Source organism: Brevibacillus sp. FW301-21C12A, from assembly GCF_058788915.1.
In genome coordinates this window covers 172,998-190,029 of the sequence record NZ_JBYTBG010000002.1, presented here as the reverse complement: position 1 = coordinate 190,029, position 17,032 = coordinate 172,998, and the positions used below count along the sequence as shown (strand labels likewise).

Below are 17,032 nucleotides of genomic sequence, written 5' to 3'. Positions count from 1 at the left end.
TTGACATTTCGTTGTTGATTGTTAATTAAAGCGCTTTCGCCATTATTTAATAACAGAATTTTTGGTTTGTCAACCGTCTGTAATAAAAATCTTCCCACTTTTCTGCCCACAACCTTCGCCCCGTAAAAATCGAGGCCAACCCGAAATCACAGGTTGGCCCAAAGCGCACGGCAAACGCCCTCGTCGAAGTTTTTGCCGCTGAAAAGAAACCGTCTGCCAGCCCAGCTACTTGCGGCTGTCCAGAAGGCGCGAAGGCATGAAAAACATTCCTCCACATCGCCCGCTGACAGGGGGCAGGCGAAGTAGTAGCCCTGGATTTTTTTGCAGTCATTTTCCGTCAAAATGTCCAGTTGGTCTTTCGTCTCGATCCCTTCCGCAATGACGTCGAGCTTGAGGTTTTGCGCCATGGCGATGATCGTGGACACGATTGCCCGGTCGTTTTGGCTTTGCGAAATATCGGTAATGAACGAGCGGACAATTTCTTCCGTGATGTCTTTGATGATGATGTGCGTCCCCATCAATTCTCCCGCGATGTCGACGGGAACCTTCATGACGCTCAGCTCGATGCTTCTCCCGTCCGGATGCAGCCAACGCGTTTCAAAGCTGTTCGGCAAGTCGCCGGAAGCCTCGTAAAACAGCTTTTTTGTTTTCTCCCGCTCTTCTTTTGGAATGTGCAAGCCGATCTGGGCAATATGCCGATGGATATAGTACTTCGGCACCGGGCGAGGCGATGGGCATGCTGCAAAAATTTTCCGCGAAGCCGGCTTCGTTCTGTTTCCGCCCATCGGTAATGGTGGTCCGCCAAATAGTCTCCCCTGTATTGCTGCGACAGCCGCAAATGCCCGTCCACGGTTTCGCCAGTCAGCTCCGGCGCCCCGTCGAGCGCTGCTTCCCATTCAGACACGTCCAGCCTCGTTCCGTTCATCTCCAACAAATATCCTTCATCACAATTTACAATCTGGATCGCCAGTCCTTCTTCATTCAATGTTTTTCTGATTGGGTACACGGTCGTATAGAGCTGCGTAATGCCTTTCTTCCAGTCGATGTCCGGCCAGAGCTGGTCGAGCAGCACCTGCTTTTTGACAACCGTTCCCCGGTGATGCAGCAAAAAGGCGAATACTTCCTGCCCCTTGACCGTTTTCCAGCGAATCGTCACCGGCTCTCTTCCAGCCTGCTCCATTTGCAAGGAGCGAAAACAGCGAAGGAAGCCAGTCCCAGCCTGCAGGACGCTCGCTGGCTGAGGCGGCCGGCTTTTGAAAAGCCGCTCGATCGTTTTTTGCAGGCGGTCGTACTGAATCGGCTTTAACAAATAGTCCAAGGCGTTCAGCTCGAATGCCTTGATCGCGTATTCATCGTAGGCGGTGACGAAGATGATCGCGGTATCCGGATGCTCCTGCAAGATTCGTTCGGCCAATTCGATTCCGTTTCGCTCAGGCATCTGGATGTCGAGAAACACGGCCTGCGGGGGTGCTTGGACGATTTTATCCAGAGCCATCCGCGGCTCCCGGTACTGCCCCTGAATGTTCAGACCGCCCACGCGCGCGAGCATCCGGCCATATGGCGAAGAGCAAGCGGCTCGTCATCCACAATAATCACGTTCATAAAAATTCCCCACCTTCCCTGTCGGCAAACGAATCAGAAATGCGCTTCATCCAGCGCCCCGCTCATGCGGTATGTCGGCGAACTGCTCTTGCCTCTCTTCGGGCGCCTTGCTGGATGGTCGGGGACATCCGCTCGCTCCGGCAGCCCCTCGCAGACAGCAAACCCGCCTAGCGTTTGGGAGCGCGAAACCCGGCAGCTTGCGCCTCTTCTTCTGTTGCGAACCACATCTCGGCCTTCGTCTGCTCGTAGCTGGCGGAGCCGGGGACGTGATAAATTTTTTCGCCCTTGGCGTTGATGTTGCCTTTGATCGCTTTGCCTTCTGGCGGCGTATCGCGGTCACTGTCCGTTGGTTTGCCAGGCTTCGCGGCGGACTTGCCCGTTTCTTTGTCTGCTGATTTTTTGTCCGCTGGCTTTTTGCCCGCGTCCTTGCCGTCAGGATCTAGGCCCCACAGCCCGCGATTGGCTTCCCGCGCCTCGCGCTCCGCTGCCAGAAACACATCGGCCTTGGCGACATTCGGCGGAATCGTCATGATGCGCGCGTAGCCGTCCCGCACCAGCTTTTCATTGACGAACGTCCCGTCTTCCATATACACATAAGCGAGCAGCCGCTGATATTTGTCGTACGGCTCCACGTCAAACTTGAGCGTCACTTTTTTCCCTGTCAAAAGCTCTTTGGTGTAGTTGCTGGCTTCCTTGCCATATGGCTCGACCGGATGGTTAGGCTTGACCGTCTCCGGCGTGTCGACTCCAATCATTCTCACCTTTTCCCCGCTCGCCAGCTCAAACGTGTCGCCGTCCACCACCCGTTTGACCGTAGCGGTCATCTCCCCGTTTGCCTCGGGCTGTCCCGAAGCGGAACAGGCGGCCAAGAGAAGCGCCAGAGCGAACAAGTACAGTACGATTCGTTTCATTGATTCTTCTCCTCTTCTTTGTTGCATTGATTCTCAGATTATTGAGATTCCCACTCCTAAAAGGGCAAGCTGACACCTTTGGTACCAGTGGGATTCTTGGGTGGTAGTCGGAAGTGCATTTCTGCTATCCGTAGTTCCCCCAAGTTCAGGGCTGTCTCATCAGCCCGTCCTAAGACAGTGCGTCTAGCATCTTAGGCTGACAGACTGTTACCATCTGCCACAGGTTGACGCATGATATTGATGGCTCCAACCCGATCACGATGCGTGTTGAATCCGCATGAACATTCGTACTTTCTGTCTCTCGCTTTGTTCTTCTCCCCACAGACAGGAAAGAGTTGAGAAGTATAGGCTGGATTCACTTCCACAACTTGTATCCCAACAAGATTTGCTTTGCAGGAGATGAATTGCTGAAGCCTACCGAAATTTGAGCGTACCATTTCCCTGACTTTTCCATGATACGCATCAACCCACATTTTCCTTTGCGTAACCGTTCCCGATCTCGGCTCGTCATCCTAGCATCAAACGCTGTTTTCTTCGTCTTTCCATCTACCACGATCGGGAAAGCAACTGTATTTTCGGATACCGTGTAGTTTTGATTGTTGACGAAATAGACAGGTTTTTTCAGAATGGGGCGAGTACCCAACTTCTTGATTTTTCGGTATACACTCTTGGCATCACGTATGGCTTGATTACAGACGGCTGATGGTAGAATGGTTTCTACATTTTTCGTCGTTGTCTTTGGAAACGTACCAAGTTGTTCAGCTTGTTCCGTTAGCTGATTGACTACACGAATATATTCCTTTCCTAAATGACGAAGAAGATCTGGTGATCAGGAGATAGGCGAACCGTAACCGTTAAAGCTTGCATGTGTTCACCCCCTTTTCTTTTGTTCTTCCACATAACGCTTTACGGTTTCGCTTGATACGTTTCCTGCTGTACTTACGAAAAAAGAGCGTGTCCACAGACTCGGCAAATGAGCAAGATGCTTGAACTCCTGCCTTATGATTCGAGAGGTCACTCCTTTCACTTTTGCCATGATGTCTGATGGAGAATCGGTGGGAAGACAGTTCAGGAGCAGATAGACATGATCTGGCATCACTTCCATGGCTACTATATGCCAGTCATTCTCTTGACATATTTTTTCAAGTAGTTCCTTGAATCGAATTTCCACCTGGTTCACTAATACTTTTCTTCGATAACGAGGGCAGAAAACAAAATGATAGTGGATGAGAGATACTGTGGTAGCTGTACGTCTATATTCTTGTCCCATAGGGTCATTGTATCAGTATAAAAAACAAACTTCAACGATGAATAACAAAAGAAAAACACTCGCACATGTGCTATGTGTTTCGTAAGTCCGCCGCTGCCTGCGCAGCTTGACGGCCTCGTCTTTTCGCTCGTTCCGCACGCGGCTTTGCGTGAAGCCCCGCCAAAAGAACAGATTCTGGCGACAGAAGTTTTTTTCGCCTAAACCGAAAAAACGACCTTCCACAAGGTCGTTTTGTCTATACGTACAGACTTAGTCACGATCGGCGCTAAACAAGAACAGCAGAACGACCACGACAATGATAATCCACAGAAACTCCTCGTTATCGCGATCAAAAAAGCTATCGAACAGACCCATAGTGGAGTCCTCCTTTCCTTCTCGCTACAGCCTATGCAGAAGGCTAGGCACGTGTCAGCGTTTGGAAGAGCCCAAAAGTAAAGGAATGTTCTTCTTATTTCAGCCTCGCGACGATCATATGCGTGTACGTGGTGAGCTGTCGCGCCTCTGCGGCGAATCCGAGCGCCGCAAGCTCCCGGAGCAGCCGCGAGCGGTCGGCGTAAAAGCGGTCCTCAATTTGCGCAATCGCCTCGTTCTTCCCGTCTCGGGCCAATGCAGCGAGATGCGCCTGTCTGGCAGCCTCGTCCACAAACATCAAATCCGCGATCGCCAGGCGTCCCCCCGGCTTCAGCACCCGGCGGCATTCGGCGAGCGCGAGCAGCTTCTGGTCGTCATCGAGAAGGTGCAGCGCATAGCTCGTCGCCACAAAGTCAAAGCGATCCTCGAGAAACGGAAAGGCGAAAAAGGTTCCGAGCTTCGTCTCCATCCCGGGCAGCTTGCTCCGGCAGCGCTTCAACATTTGCGGCGACTGGTCGAAGCCGCTCATGCTCGCCCCCTGGCGGACGAGACGGCTCGCCAGGTTGCCCGTGCCTGTGCCTGCGTCCAGCCCGCTCTCGCCTTTCACGGGACCGAGCGCGGCGACGACTTCATCCAGCACCCGCTCGTACGCTTGATGGGCGTTCGTGCTTTGCGACTCTCGCTGCACCCACTCGTCGTAACTGTCTGCCATCTGGTTGAAATTCCAGCGATCCACCCAGTTGTCGCGCGTTTGCCGCAGCCGTTTGTTCGCTTCTGCCAGCTCGAACAGCTCGCCCGGGTCGATCGTCTGGCTGTTGCCGATGCGCTCGATCATCGCCTCCGTCGTCTGGATGACTTTGGCCATCTCCACCCATCTCGTGTACATGAAAGAGCGCTGCAGTTCCAGGTAATGCAGCAAGGTACCTTCGTGCTCCTTCATCTGCGCCAGCAGCTCGCGAATATCGTCAATCGACATTCCGACCTCGCGCAGCGTCATGATCGTTTGCAGCCGCCAAACATCTTCTTCGGTAAACTGGCGATATCCGGAATCACCTGCCTTCGCCGGCCGGATCAGCCCTTTTTCCTCATAATAGCGAATGGCTCGCGGCGTGATTTGCAGCCTGCGCGCCATGTCCTTAATCAGCATGCGTGTCTCTCCCTGTCAGCTTCTTTATCGGTATCATATACCTTACCGCTGCGTCAATGTACAGAGAAAAAACGAAAAAGCTGCCCGGCGTTGCTTCCGGCAGCTTTTCATGCGTGCTTTTGGTTCAGGCAGCCATTAGTGATGAGCAGGCTCGGAAATTTCTTGGAGCGCGTCGCTCGCCTCGTCGTGGTGCACTTGCCGGATCGCCATGTCTGCGAGGGCGACAATGCCGACGAGCTTGCCGTTTTCCACCACAGGCAGGCGGCGGATTTGGTGCTGGGCCATGATCTTCGCCGCTTCATCGACTGTCATGCCCGGCTGGCCGAGAATGATGTCCTTGGTCATGACTACTTCTGTCGCCGTGGAGCCTTCATGCTTTTCCGCAAGTCCGCGAATGACGATATCGCGGTCGGTGATGATCCCGATGACGTCGTTCTTTTCGTCGACGACAGGGATGACGCCTACGTTCCAGTCACGCATTTTGCAAGCTACTTCGTACACATTATCCTTAAGCGTCACGGTTGCGACATCTTTGGTCATAATTTCGCGCAGGGTACGGTTTTCCACTTTGGCCATTTCGTTCTCCTCCTTTTGCTAATTGAACGATTGTAGTTTGTCCTCTCCGCTATCCTTTCATTCGCGAGAAAGGGCAAGCTAAGGTCGCGGCCGAAATGGAGTTATGCATTGCGCTTCTTCCAAAAACAGACTATCATTAATAAGTGAAAATCTCACCATTTGTAGGAGGAAAAAGAATGGTTATCAAGGACACTGGGCTTAGCACGAAAGAAGTCTTTTTCGCCGATCTGGAGCATTACATGAGCGAGCTTGGCTTTGATCGTGGCGCCTGGGATTACAAGCACGCTACATACGATTATAAGATCCAAGATAAAGGAAACGTCTTCTACCTGCGCATCGAAGCAAACGTGATCGAAGGCAAGCTGGAAGACACCCATGCCGTCCTGAAGCTGGAAGATCCGTACATGGGCAAACACCTTTTCCCGCACGGACTGGATTACGACTATCCGATGCCTGAATCCGTTGTCAAAACGGCGAAGCTCAAGCTGCAAATGCTTGGCGAAAAGCTTTCCTCGCACTAATTCCAAATGAAAACGCACTGCGGTACAGAGAGGTATCCCCTCTCTGTTTCACGTAGAAGGGGGTATTACCGTGAAGACTAGGGGCGTACCTGACTTCCTGCTCCTGTTTTTAACCGCCCTGATCGTCGGGTTTGGTATTACCATGGTGCTTAGTGCAAGCTCCATTTTCGCCCTGACCAGCTTCACTAGCAATGGCTGCTCTTATTGCAACGGGGACGAGCTGTATTTCGTGAAGCGGCAAATCCGCTTCCTGCTGATCGGAATCGTCGGCATGCTGGTCGCCATGAATATTCCCTTCTCCTTTTACAAGCGCAATTTCTTGCTGATTGCGTTAGGAAGCTTCATCATGCTTGTGCTCGTGCTGATTCCGGGAATCGGGGAGGATGTGAAAGGAGCGCGTTCGTGGTTCAGGATCGGATCATCCAGCCTGCAGCCCGCAGAGTTCGCCAAGCTAGGTCTGATCTTGTACCTGGCGGCGATTCTCGCGAAAAAAGGAGAGGGGGTACGCAAACTCCAGTCTGGTTTGCTTCCCCCGCTCATGGTTACCGGTTTGTTTTTCCTCCTGATTGTCGTGCAGCCCGATCTTGGGTCAGCCGCCATTCTTCTGGGCAGCGCCTTGATCGTGATGATCTGCGGCGGAGCGAGACTTCGTCACCTGATTGGCCTCGGTGGCCCGGTTGTGACCGTGGCTTTTCTCGGATACATCACGTTGAAGCCGCATGCCTTGAATCGCATTAACTCCTACATCAATCCATGGAACGATCCGAGCGGAACCGGGTACAACATCATTCAGTCGTGGATTGCCATCGCCCACGGAGGACTGTCCGGGACGGGCTTCGGGAAGAGCATCCAAAAGTATTTGTACTTGCCGGAGATGCACACCGACTTCATTTTCTCCATCATTACGGAGGAGCTTGGGTTTATCGGTTCTTCTCTGTTCCTGCTGGTCTACCTGCTGTTCCTGTTGCGCGGCATCCACATATGTCTGCGCGTCAAGGACACCTTTGCCAGCCTGGCCGGGATCGGGGTCGTCAGCATGATTGCCCTGCAAGCGATCTTAAACATCGGCGGCGTGACAGGACTGATTCCGCTCACGGGCGTACCGCTTCCTTTCATCAGCTACGGGGGCTCTTCCTTGCTCGTTTGCTTGATCTCGACAGGCTTTTTGCTGAGCGTGTCGCGCGAGGTCAGCCGCCAGAAGCTGGAGGAGCAGCTCAAGAAGCAGCCTTATTCAATGTAGCATCTCGCTTTGCCCAGAAGCAAAAAAACGGCCTGCCGATGCGCAGGTCGTTTTCATTTGCCAAGCTCGATTGTCTCTACACGCACATTGACCGCTTCCACAAACAGTCCGGTCAAGCTCTCGACGGCTTCCTTCACCTTTTCCTGCAACGTGTGGCACACGCGATGAATTTGCGCGCCATAGCGGACTGACACGCGCATGTCGACGATGACTCTGTCCTCTGTGACCGCCACGGTGATTCCTTTCGCCCCGCCATTCAGCTTTTTCGCCAAGTCCTGATACAGCCCACCCGACCGCACCGTAACGTCCAGCACTTCCTCCACGGCTACGGCAGCAATGATCGCGATTACTTGATCGGCCACTCTGATCTCGCCAAGTCTGTCAGCCATCAGGATGCCCTCCTCTTCGACCGAATGATATCTGCTCCCCCGTTTTATCTGAGTTTTCTTTCATTATAAACAACTCATGCTTGGGCTTGGAAGGGAATTTGTTTTTTTCTCTCGGATAATGTCGGCGCTGTGCAATGGATGTCAAGCAATGTCAAGCGCTCGCCCGTGAGCGCTTGCCGCAAGACAGGCTCCAAGGCCGCACCCGTGCGCACCACCTGGGAGTCCACCCCGCACGCCTTGGCCCACAGGGCAAAATCCGGGTTGTGCAGTTGCACGCCAAACGGGCGAAACCCTTCCTGCTGCATTTTCAGTTCTTCCAAACCGAGCGTCCGGTTGTTCACGACCACGACCGTGATCGCGAGTTGCTGTTCGGCTGCCGTCATCAGCTCCGCGAGATTCATTTGCAGGCCGCCGTCTCCGGTTATGCAGACCACTTGCCTGCCCGGAAAAGCGAGCTTGGCCGCAATCGCCGCTGGCAAACCGAAGCCCATCGTGCGCCACTTCCCGGAAAAGAGCGGCTGCTGTCTGCTTGCGCGAAACGCGCGATTGAACCAGATCGTATGCTCGCCGGTATCGAGCGCGACAATCGCATCGTCTGCCACCACCTCGCCCAATGTGTGCATCAAGCTTTCCGGCCTCACTGCCTCGTCAGGCGACTGCGCCTGACTGCGCTTTGCGTTTTCCGCCCAAAACCGAGCATGCCAGCTCTCTACGCTCTTCTCCCAAGCATCGCCTGGCGGACGGGTTTTTAAACGGTGGCTCCACATCGGCAGGACGTCCAGCAGATCGGCCGTGACAGGCAGAAGCTGCGAATGCGCATGCATGGATGCCGCCGCGTGATCGACCTGGATGATCGGCAACTGCTTCGGAATGAACTCCTTCGGAAACCAGCTTGCGCCCAAAATGACGAGCAAATCGGCCTTTTCCAGCGCTTGCAGGGAAGCCTCGCTGCCGCCTTCGCCCAAGCCGCCGAGCACCAGGCGATGCGACTCGTCGATGGCCCCTTTTGCCCCGAGCGACAACAAAATTCCTGCGCCCAACTGCTCCACGAACCGTAAACACAAAGCTGCCGCCGGACGCGCTCCTGTGCCAAGCAGGATGAGCGGCGCTTTCGCACGCATGATCTGTTCTGCGGCGGATTCGATCTCCACCCGGTCGCCGAGCACGCGCGGGATGCGCGGCAGTTGCGGCAGCACGACCGCTTTCGTTTTTTGCGCAAACACGTCCTTGCAAATCGCCAGATGCGCCACGCCTTTTTGCTGGGCAGCCGTCACGAAGGCGCGGTGCAAAGCTTCGCCCACGGCGTCCGGGTGACTGACGGTCATCTGGTAGGCGCTGATCGGCCGAATCATGTCTTCCTGGGCGACAAACTGCTTGTAGCCCCCGCCCAGCTTGTGCGTCTCGACCTGTCCGGCGATAGCGATGACGGGAACGCGATCTGTATGCGCATCCGCCAGCCCGTTCAGCAGGTTGACGAAGCCCGGTCCCATCGTCGCTGCGCACACGGCCGGCTTGCCCGTCAGCTTCGCTTCGGCGCTCGCCATCATCGCCGCCGCAGACTCGTGCCGGCACGAAATGTACTGAATCTCCGACTGTTTCCCCAGCGCGTCCAGCCAGGCGAAAATGCCGTCCCCGGCCACGCCGTAGACGCGTTTTACGCCCCACTCTGCCAGTTGTTTCGTCACGTATTGCGCCACTCTCATTTGCTACTCCTCCATTCAATCTACAGCCATGAAAAAGTCAATGGTAGTGTACGCATTCTCCAGTATTTTACTAGGGCGTTGTGTAGAAAGTTGGAGAACCTAACAATTATCATCAGTTGATTAGCACATTTCCAAAGGAGGAGCAAAAATGAAGCAGCCTGTGAAATGGCTGATAGCACTGGCAGCAATAGCGCTCGTTGTCACAACCGCGATCATGATCTCTCCCATGCGCTCCGATGCGTTCAGCCAGCAAATCGTCAAAGTGGGCGCAGAGGGGAGCGACGTCCGGGAAATGCAGTATCGCCTGAAGCACCTCGGATTTTATACCGGGACGGTAGACGGGATCTTCGGCTGGCGTTCGTACTGGGCACTGCGCAACTTCCAGTACGAGTTCGGACTGCCTGTTGACGGCGTGCTCGGAGCGAAAACGAAATTGAAGCTGTACAACGCTACGAAAAACTACAAGCCGACCGCGGCAGACATGGGCGTGTCGCCATCAACTCCGAGCGCACCTGCGGCGCCGAGCAGTCCGAAAAAAGAGACGTACCACGCCGCCAACATCTCGGCCAACGACCTGCGCCTGATGGCAAATGCGGTTTACGGGGAAGCCCGCGGTGAGCCGTACATCGGGCAGGTAGCGGTGGCAGCGGTCATTTTGAACCGGACGAAAAACCCCGCCTTCCCGAACACACCTGCCGGGGTGATCTTCGAGCCGCGCGCTTTCACCGCTGTAGCAGACGGGCAAATTTGGCTGACGCCAAACGAGCAGTCGAAAAAAGCGGTCAACGACGCCTTGAAAGGTTGGGACCCGACCGGAGGGGCAATCTACTACTTCAACCCGGATACGGCTACGTCCGGTTGGATTTGGAGCCGTCCGCAAATCAAAAAGATCGGCCGCCACATCTTCTGCCGATAAGCTTTGCAAAAAAAGAACAGGCACAACAGTCGAGCAGACTGCGTGCCTGTTTACGTTTTCCCGTCCTGTCAGGTGGAGCGCTGGGACTGCATATGCTGCGCCATCTTGACGAACCGCTCTTCCGATTCGGTCGTGCCGCATACTCCGCACTGAATCATGTAGGATTCGCCCTTGTACGGCTGATGAAACAAGTCCAGTTCCTCGCTGCCCATCTGCTGGACGACTTCTCCCGTTTGCGGGTCCAGCCGTATGTAGCGCGGGATTTGTTCGATAATGGTAAAGCGCATCCGGTTTGACTTGCACGTGGGACACAACAAAGGCTTGGTCATAGTAGCACCTCCCTGTCTTCTTTCATCGTTTAGTTTCTGCCAGAAGAGGAACTCTATACCTATCGTCCTGGTTTCCAGGAGAGCATCAATTTTTTGGTACAAAAAGGAAGACTTTGCTGGTATGATTCAATAGGTAGGTAACTAATGGATATTTGCAATTGAGGTGATCGCATGAATTTACGACTCTTTTTTTCTCTCGTCGGGGCCTCTGTGCTCTTGGCGGCTTTTGCGCACTACTTTACTGATAACGAATTTTTCCAGTTCGCGACCTCTGCCCTGGCCATCATCTTTCTCGCGGCCTGGCTCGGCAAATCGACGGAAAGCGTGGCTCATTATGCGGGAGACCGGATTGGCGGCTTTTTGAATGCCACCTTCGGCAACGCCGCCGAGCTGATTATCGCGTTTTTCCTCGTCAAGGAAGGCTTGTTCGACATGGTCAAGGCGTCGATCACCGGGGCGATCATCGGCAACATGCTTCTCGTGCTCGGGCTAAGCGTGCTCTTGGGCGGACTGAAGTACAGGGAGCAAAACTTCAACAGCCGACTGGCTGGGCACAACGCCTCGCTGATGACACTCGCGATCGTCGCCCTGTTTATTCCGGCTGTCTTCATGAGGGAGCTGCCGCCAGTCAAAATTGAGACGCTGAGCATCGTCATCGCGATTTTGCTGATCGTCGCCTACATCCTCTGGCTGATTTTCTCCATGATTACGCACAGCGACTTTTTGTCCGACATCGAGCCTCACGGAAGCGACGCTGTCTGGTCGAAAGGCGTCTCGATCCTGATGCTCGCCGTCTCGACCGTGTTTGTCGCGGTCGTCTCGGAATGGCTCGTGCACGGCGTCCAGCATGTGTCGCACTCGCTCGGCTGGTCCGAGCTGTTCGTCGGTGCGTTCGTCATCGCCATCATCGGGAACGCCGCCGAGCACAGCGCAGCGCTTTTGCTCGCGATGAAAGGGCGGATCGGCGCTGCCGTGGAAATCGCCATCGGCTCGAGCTTGCAAATTGCGCTGTTCGTCGCTCCTACGCTCGTCTTGGTCAGCCTGCTGCTCGGCAATCCGATGGACATCGTGTTCACGCCTTTTGAGCTGGCAGCGATCGGGGTTGCGACCTTCATTACGATCTCGATCACGAAGGACGGGGCGACCAACTGGTTTGAAGGGGTTCTTCTGCTCACGGTCTACATCATTCTCGGAACCGCCTTCTTCTTCGCCTGATCCCCGCTGCTTTGGGAAAAAGCAAAAAGGAGCGCCGCGGCAGTCGTTGCCGTTGCACTCCTTTTTTAGTTGGCCGGCTCGCTGCCGCTACCAGATTCCGAGCATCTGCATGAAGACGAGCACGATCGCCAGGGGCGACACATATTTCAGCAGCAACAGCCAGACGACGAACAGACGCTTGGCGAGCGGCGATTGGTCGGCGCGCAGTTCTTCGATCAGCACTTCCCGCTTCATTTTCAGCGGCACAAAAATGGCAATCAGCAAAGCTCCGAGCGGCATCAAAATGTTGCTGACGAGATAATCGAATGCATCGAAGATCGACTTTCCAAACACGGTCACCTCGCTCCAGACGCCAAACGACAAAGCAGACGGCACGCCGACGACGAAAATGAGCAGGCCGACGATCCACGACAGGCGCTTGCGCTTTCCTTCCTCTCCTTTGGCCAAGGAAGCGACGATGATTTCCAGCATGGAAAAAGCAGAGGTCAGCGTGGCAAACAGGAACAAGGCCAGGAAGATGAACAGGAACAGTCCGCCGAGCGCAATTTTTTCAAAGACAGACGGCAGGACGATAAACAGCAGGCCAGGACCAGCCGTTGGCTCCAAGCCGAGCGAGAAGACCGCCGGGAAGATGGCCAGTCCGGCGAACAGGGAAACGAGCAGATTCAGGCTGACAATCGAGCCTGCGGAGCGCACCAGGCTTTCGTTTTTCGCCAAATACGAGCTGTACGTAACCATGACCGATACGCCGACGCTGAGCGAGAAGAACGACTGGCCGAGCGCGTACAGGATCGCTTCTGCACTCAGTGCGGAAAAGTCGGGCCGGAGGAAGAACGCGACGCCTTCCATCGCCCCAGGCAACGTCAAGGAACGGAACATCAACACGAGAAACAGAATGAACAAGGCCGGCATCATGTATTTGTTCGCCGATTCGATCCCGCTCTGCACACCGCGGGCCACCACCCAGGCCGTAATCAGCATGAACACAAACTGGGCAGCGACTGCGCCTACCGGAGCGGAGATAACCTCTCCGAAAAGCTGCTCATACTGCGCACCGATCAACTGTCCCGACAGGCCACGCATCAGGTAAGTGAGAATCCAGCCTCCGACCACACTGTAAAACGACAACAGCAAAAAGCAGGTCACGACGCCAAGGCGGCCGATCCAGTGCCACATCGTCCCCGGTGCAATCGCCCGGTAGGCGCTGATCGCTTCTTTTTGCGTGCTGCGGCCAATCGTAAACTCGCCTAGCAACAGCGGCAGCCCGATGACGAGCGTAAAGATCAGGAACAGGCAAAAAAACGCGCCGCCCCCGCTCGTCCCTACCATATACGGAAATTTCCAGATCGCTCCCAAGCCAATGGCGGAACCTGCTGCGGCCAAAATAAAGCCGAGCCGGCTCGTCCACTGTTCTGCTTGATTTTTCATCATGATTCACTCCTCAACTATACAGATTGCTGCCACACATAAAAAAACTCGCCCCAAAAAGGGACGAGTTGTTCGTTTCTCGCGGTACCACCCTAGTTAGACATCGCCTTTGCTTATAAAGACATGTCTCTCCTCGTCATTGATAACGGGTATGACCCGGACTCTCTTACTTGCGGCGCCTTGCGTTCAGAGGTCAGCTCCAGAGGGAATTCGACGAAGGCTGTCCTGCGGCTGCTCTCAGTCTATGGCAGCGGCTTCCCTGTCAGGCAGCACATTTCGTTTACTGGTCTCTTTCGTAGCTATTTTCCTATGCAGGGAGGCAGGCGAATAAAAAAACCCGTCCAAAAAAGGGACGAGTCTGTTCGCGGTACCACCCTGATTAAGCACCAGGAACATTCGCGCTCCCGGCACTTCACTTGCTCATCGTTAACGGAAATGACCCGTTTCCTCCTAGTTGGCTCTGCCGTTCAGAGGGCTGCTCCGGAGGGAATTCCACGGTTCGCGCTTCAAAGCTGCTTGCAGTCTGGGGCAGCTTCTCCCTGTCAAGCGGTGTCTTCCGTGTACTGGTCTCCGTCATCGCATTTTCGCTTATATCAAATACTTGTGTATAAATTTAATATATACAACACAAATAGGCAAGACCTTTTTCAAAAAAACGAAAAGCGAGGATAATCGCCGCTCTCCTCGCCTTACTTTTGATTGAACAGTTCATGGAGAGTCGCCAGTTTGCGTTCCAATGAACCCATGATTTCACGACCAATTTCTTCCGCAATCAGTCCAAGGCGAACTGCATACTCTACTTCCCGAGAAAGCCCGAACATTTGGGTATCAAGCACTTCTTCATACAGTGGGCACTGCGGCATGGTCAGGTTTTCCATCTGTACGTCGATGAGCTTGTAAATCTTGTCTGCGTCTGCTTTGAGCAGTGCTAGCGCTTTCTGTTCCAGATCAGGAACTTTAATTTCTGTCAAAACCTATCCCTCCGTTTGCCTCCATCCTTATCATACATAGTACGCGATTCTGGGCCATTTGAAAAGGGGAGAAGCTGGATCAACTGCAAGAAGCTAAAAGATAGCAAGATTCCATTCCTTTGCGAGAAGCTCAAGCAGCTTGACTCCGGCGACCGAATTTCCTTTTTCGTCCAGAGCAGGACCGAAGACCCCGATCCCCATCCGCTGCGGGACCGCAGCCATGATCCCTCCGGCTACGCCGCTTTTCGCAGGAATCCCGGCGTCAATGGCAAACTCTCCGGAAGCGTTGTACATGCCACAGGTCACCATAAAAGTTTTACAGATGCGGGCGACCTCTTGCGGGATCACTCTCTCGCCCGTCTCGGGAATCACGCCGTCGGCGGCAAGCACCATGCCCAATCTCGCTACCTCTTTGGCTGTGACCTCAATCGCGCAATGCCGGAAGTACAAATCAAGCGTCTCTTCCACGTCTGTCGCAAGAACCCCGCTGTCTTTCAAAAACCAGGCGAGCGCCCGGTTGCGGGCAGCCGTTCGCTTTTCCGAGCAGTAAACCGCTTCATTGATGGACAGCGCGGGATTTCCTGTCATTTTGCGCAGCAGGCTAAGCACTGCGTCCAGGCGCTGCTCCACTCCATTGCCCTGAATCATCCCCGCGACGGCAATCGCCCCGGCGTTAATCATCGGGTTCAGCGGCTTGTGCGGCTTGATCGTCTCCAGCTTGATAATCGAATTGAACGGGTCCCCTGTCGGCTCCTTGCCTACCCGCTCAAACACATGCTTCTGTCCGTTTTGGCACAACGCGACGATCAGCGAGCATATTTTGGAGATGCTTTGCAATGTAAACGGAACATCTGCATCTCCCGCCGACAAAATCGTCCCGTCGGGCAGGCAAACCGCGGCCCCGAGCATGCGCGAATCTACTTTTGCCAGCTCGGGAATATACGCCGCCACCTTGCCTTGTCCTGTATAATCGCTGGCCGCTTTCACTGCTTCGGCCAGTTGAATCGACGCTCGCTCGATCTCCATCTGCTATCCCCTCTATCCATATTCACGATGTATATGAATAGATTGTAGATTTGAATACGGTGGCTGTCAAATTGTGGGACGCATCGCCACTCTTTTTGCCACCCGCCCTACTCCGTAATGGCCCGCTTCAAACGCTCCATCGCTTCTTCGACGACAGCGCGCGGGCAGGCAAAATTGATCCGCTGGAAGCCTTCCCCTTCCTGTCCGAACACGACGCCGTCCTGAAACCCGAGCTTTGCTTTTTCGCGAAGCAGGCGATTCAGCTCCGGCTGTTTCAGGCCCAGACGGCGAAAATCCATCCAGCCCAAATAGGTTGCTTGCGGCACAGGCATACAGACGCCCGGTACATGCTCAGACAAATAGCGCTGGATGTACGTCGCGTTTTGCTGCAAGTACATAAGCAGTTCGTTGAGCCATGGCTCCCCGTGCCGATAGGCCGCGATGGTGGCTTCCATGCCGAACAGGTTCAAGTTTTCGTAGCCCATCCGGGAAGCGGTCGCGGTAAAATCGCGCAGCAGTTGCCTGTTTTCCGTCAGCAGATAAGACGTGAACAGCCCTGCCAGATTGAACGTCTTCGAAGCCGCCAAAAACGTCACGCTCTGTCTGGCCAGCTCCGGGGGAAGCGAATAGTACGGGGTGTGGCTGCCTTGCTCGTAGACGAGGTCGGCGTGGATTTCGTCAGCCACGACGATTACGCCATGCTCTAGGCACAAGGCTCCGAGCCGCTCCAGCTCCTGCCTGGTCCATACTCTGCCGACAGGATTGTGCGGGCTGCACAAAAGCATCAGCTTCACTGCGGGGTCGCTCAGCTTTTTGGTTAGGTCGTCCCAGTCCATCTCATAATGGCCGTCTTGCTCGCGCAACGAGCTGCGCACGACTTGCCGTCCCCGGTTTTCAACCGCATGGAAAAACGGATGGTACACCGGCGTCTGAATCAGGACGCGCTCCCCTGGTGATGTATATGCCTCAATCGCGACATGGATGCCAGGAACTACACCCGGAATGCCCGCCATCCAGCTCGTTTCCACCTCGACTCCAAACCGTTTGCGAATCCACTCCTGCAAGCTCGCAAAAAAAGCGGCGCTCTTCAGCGGATAGCCGTAGATCGGGTGCGCCGCCCGCTGCACAATCGCTTCCGTCACTTCCGGCGGGCAGGCAAAATCCATGTCGGCCACCCACATCGGCAGCATGCCCTCTCCGTTCACCTTCGGATTGTCAATGTCCCATTTTACGCTGTCCGTTCCTCTGCGCTCGATTCTCGTCTCAAAGTCGTACATGGTTTTCCCTCCCGCGATTTCCAAAGCTTCCGGCAGCCTGTCCGCCCTGTTCCCGCTCGCTCCTGTTGTCCGTCTCCAGGCCAAGCCAAGCTTTCCTCTCTATCGTTCAGCATAACCGCTTCGTCGGCAATTGTCCAAGGCTGCGCCTGCTTTTTGACGC

At 54.7% G+C, this 17,032-nt stretch carries 17 protein-coding genes, 1 pseudogene and 2 other annotated features; of the genes and pseudogenes, 4 read left to right on the top strand and 14 right to left on the bottom strand.

All coding sequences use genetic code 11. From position 1 onward, the window contains the following. Positions 1-146: 146 nt before the first annotated feature. The 7 genes and pseudogenes from AC3WQH_RS02485 to AC3WQH_RS02455 all read right to left on the bottom strand — a co-directional run bounded on the left by AC3WQH_RS02485 (position 147) and on the right by AC3WQH_RS02455 (position 5,857). Positions 147-614 (bottom strand): EAL domain-containing protein, encoded by a 468-nt coding sequence (locus tag AC3WQH_RS02485; protein WP_290426086.1) that lies wholly within the window; start codon positions 612-614, stop codon positions 147-149. Next, the gene (locus AC3WQH_RS02480; RefSeq protein ID WP_051353899.1) at positions 557-1,537 is read right to left on the bottom strand and encodes a response regulator; all 981 of its coding nucleotides are present in this window, start codon (positions 1,535-1,537) and stop codon (positions 557-559) included. Before AC3WQH_RS02480 ends, AC3WQH_RS02485 begins: the two co-directional genes overlap by 58 nt. A gap of 232 nt (positions 1,538-1,769) precedes the next feature. Further along, a complete protein-coding gene (locus tag AC3WQH_RS02475; protein WP_005827149.1) occupies positions 1,770-2,513 on the bottom strand; it encodes a thermonuclease family protein in 744 nt (247 codons plus the stop codon). Between the two features lie 191 nt (positions 2,514-2,704). After that, positions 2,705-3,380: pseudogene (locus tag AC3WQH_RS02470) on the bottom strand (transposase). A 4-nt stretch (positions 3,381-3,384) separates the two neighbouring features. After that, positions 3,385-3,783: an IS200/IS605 family transposase gene (gene tnpA, locus AC3WQH_RS02465; protein ID WP_025843694.1), complete on the bottom strand. Its 399-nt coding sequence runs from the start codon at positions 3,781-3,783 to the stop codon at positions 3,385-3,387. A 448-nt stretch (positions 3,784-4,231) separates the two neighbouring features. Continuing rightward, positions 4,232-5,281 carry a MerR family transcriptional regulator gene (locus AC3WQH_RS02460; protein WP_005827143.1) on the bottom strand — a complete coding sequence of 350 codons (1,050 nt, stop codon included), beginning with the start codon at positions 5,279-5,281 and terminating at the stop codon, positions 4,232-4,234. A gap of 135 nt (positions 5,282-5,416) precedes the next feature. After that, complete coding sequence (locus tag AC3WQH_RS02455; RefSeq protein ID WP_005827142.1) at positions 5,417-5,857, bottom strand: CBS domain-containing protein; 441 nt, start codon at positions 5,855-5,857, stop codon at positions 5,417-5,419. A 176-nt stretch (positions 5,858-6,033) separates the two neighbouring features. Here AC3WQH_RS02455 and AC3WQH_RS02450 point away from each other — a divergent pair, with 176 nt between their 5' ends. Beyond that, complete coding sequence (locus tag AC3WQH_RS02450) at positions 6,034-6,378, top strand: YugN family protein (protein ID WP_005827140.1); 345 nt, start codon at positions 6,034-6,036, stop codon at positions 6,376-6,378. A 70-nt stretch (positions 6,379-6,448) separates the two neighbouring features. Further along, positions 6,449-7,618: a putative lipid II flippase FtsW gene (gene ftsW / locus AC3WQH_RS02445; protein WP_007785222.1), complete on the top strand. Its 1,170-nt coding sequence runs from the start codon at positions 6,449-6,451 to the stop codon at positions 7,616-7,618. Positions 7,619-7,671: 53 nt separating this feature from the next. On the opposite strand, the gene AC3WQH_RS02440 is transcribed toward ftsW, so the two are convergent. Beyond that, positions 7,672-8,007 (bottom strand): Asp23/Gls24 family envelope stress response protein, encoded by a 336-nt coding sequence (locus AC3WQH_RS02440; protein ID WP_005827135.1) that lies wholly within the window; start codon positions 8,005-8,007, stop codon positions 7,672-7,674. A 74-nt stretch (positions 8,008-8,081) separates the two neighbouring features. Beyond that, positions 8,082-9,710: a thiamine pyrophosphate-binding protein gene (locus AC3WQH_RS02435; protein WP_492331890.1), complete on the bottom strand. Its 1,629-nt coding sequence runs from the start codon at positions 9,708-9,710 to the stop codon at positions 8,082-8,084. A 148-nt stretch (positions 9,711-9,858) separates the two neighbouring features. Between AC3WQH_RS02435 and sleB the strand changes: the two genes are divergently transcribed. Next, positions 9,859-10,626: a spore cortex-lytic enzyme gene (gene sleB, locus AC3WQH_RS02430; RefSeq protein WP_005827131.1), complete on the top strand. Its 768-nt coding sequence runs from the start codon at positions 9,859-9,861 to the stop codon at positions 10,624-10,626. Between the two features lie 68 nt (positions 10,627-10,694). Here sleB and AC3WQH_RS02425 read toward each other — a convergent pair whose 3' ends face one another. Further along, complete coding sequence (locus AC3WQH_RS02425) at positions 10,695-10,955, bottom strand: hypothetical protein (RefSeq protein ID WP_005827129.1); 261 nt, start codon at positions 10,953-10,955, stop codon at positions 10,695-10,697. Positions 10,956-11,126: 171 nt separating this feature from the next. Here AC3WQH_RS02425 and cax point away from each other — a divergent pair, with 171 nt between their 5' ends. After that, the gene (gene cax / locus AC3WQH_RS02420; protein WP_005827127.1) at positions 11,127-12,170 is read left to right on the top strand and encodes a calcium/proton exchanger; all 1,044 of its coding nucleotides are present in this window, start codon (positions 11,127-11,129) and stop codon (positions 12,168-12,170) included. An 87-nt stretch (positions 12,171-12,257) separates the two neighbouring features. Here the strand turns inward: cax and AC3WQH_RS02415 are convergent, their stop codons facing one another. The 4 genes from AC3WQH_RS02415 to AC3WQH_RS02400 all read right to left on the bottom strand — a co-directional run bounded on the left by AC3WQH_RS02415 (position 12,258) and on the right by AC3WQH_RS02400 (position 16,872). Continuing rightward, positions 12,258-13,598, bottom strand: a complete 1,341-nt coding sequence (locus AC3WQH_RS02415; RefSeq protein ID WP_238500619.1) for a sodium-dependent transporter — start codon at positions 13,596-13,598, stop codon at positions 12,258-12,260. Positions 13,599-13,654: 56 nt separating this feature from the next. Beyond that, positions 13,655-13,904 (bottom strand) — a binding site (T-box leader). A 39-nt stretch (positions 13,905-13,943) separates the two neighbouring features. Then, positions 13,944-14,184 (bottom strand) — a binding site (T-box leader). A 103-nt stretch (positions 14,185-14,287) separates the two neighbouring features. Next, entirely contained in the window at positions 14,288-14,569 is a 282-nt protein-coding gene (locus AC3WQH_RS02410; protein WP_005827123.1) for an Fpa/YlaN family protein, read from the bottom strand. Positions 14,570-14,662: 93 nt separating this feature from the next. Further along, positions 14,663-15,595, bottom strand: a complete 933-nt coding sequence (gene glsA, locus AC3WQH_RS02405) for a glutaminase A (protein WP_327990794.1) — start codon at positions 15,593-15,595, stop codon at positions 14,663-14,665. A 107-nt stretch (positions 15,596-15,702) separates the two neighbouring features. After that, a complete protein-coding gene (locus AC3WQH_RS02400; protein WP_025848476.1) occupies positions 15,703-16,872 on the bottom strand; it encodes a MalY/PatB family protein in 1,170 nt (389 codons plus the stop codon). Between the last annotated feature and the right edge of the window lie 160 nt (positions 16,873-17,032).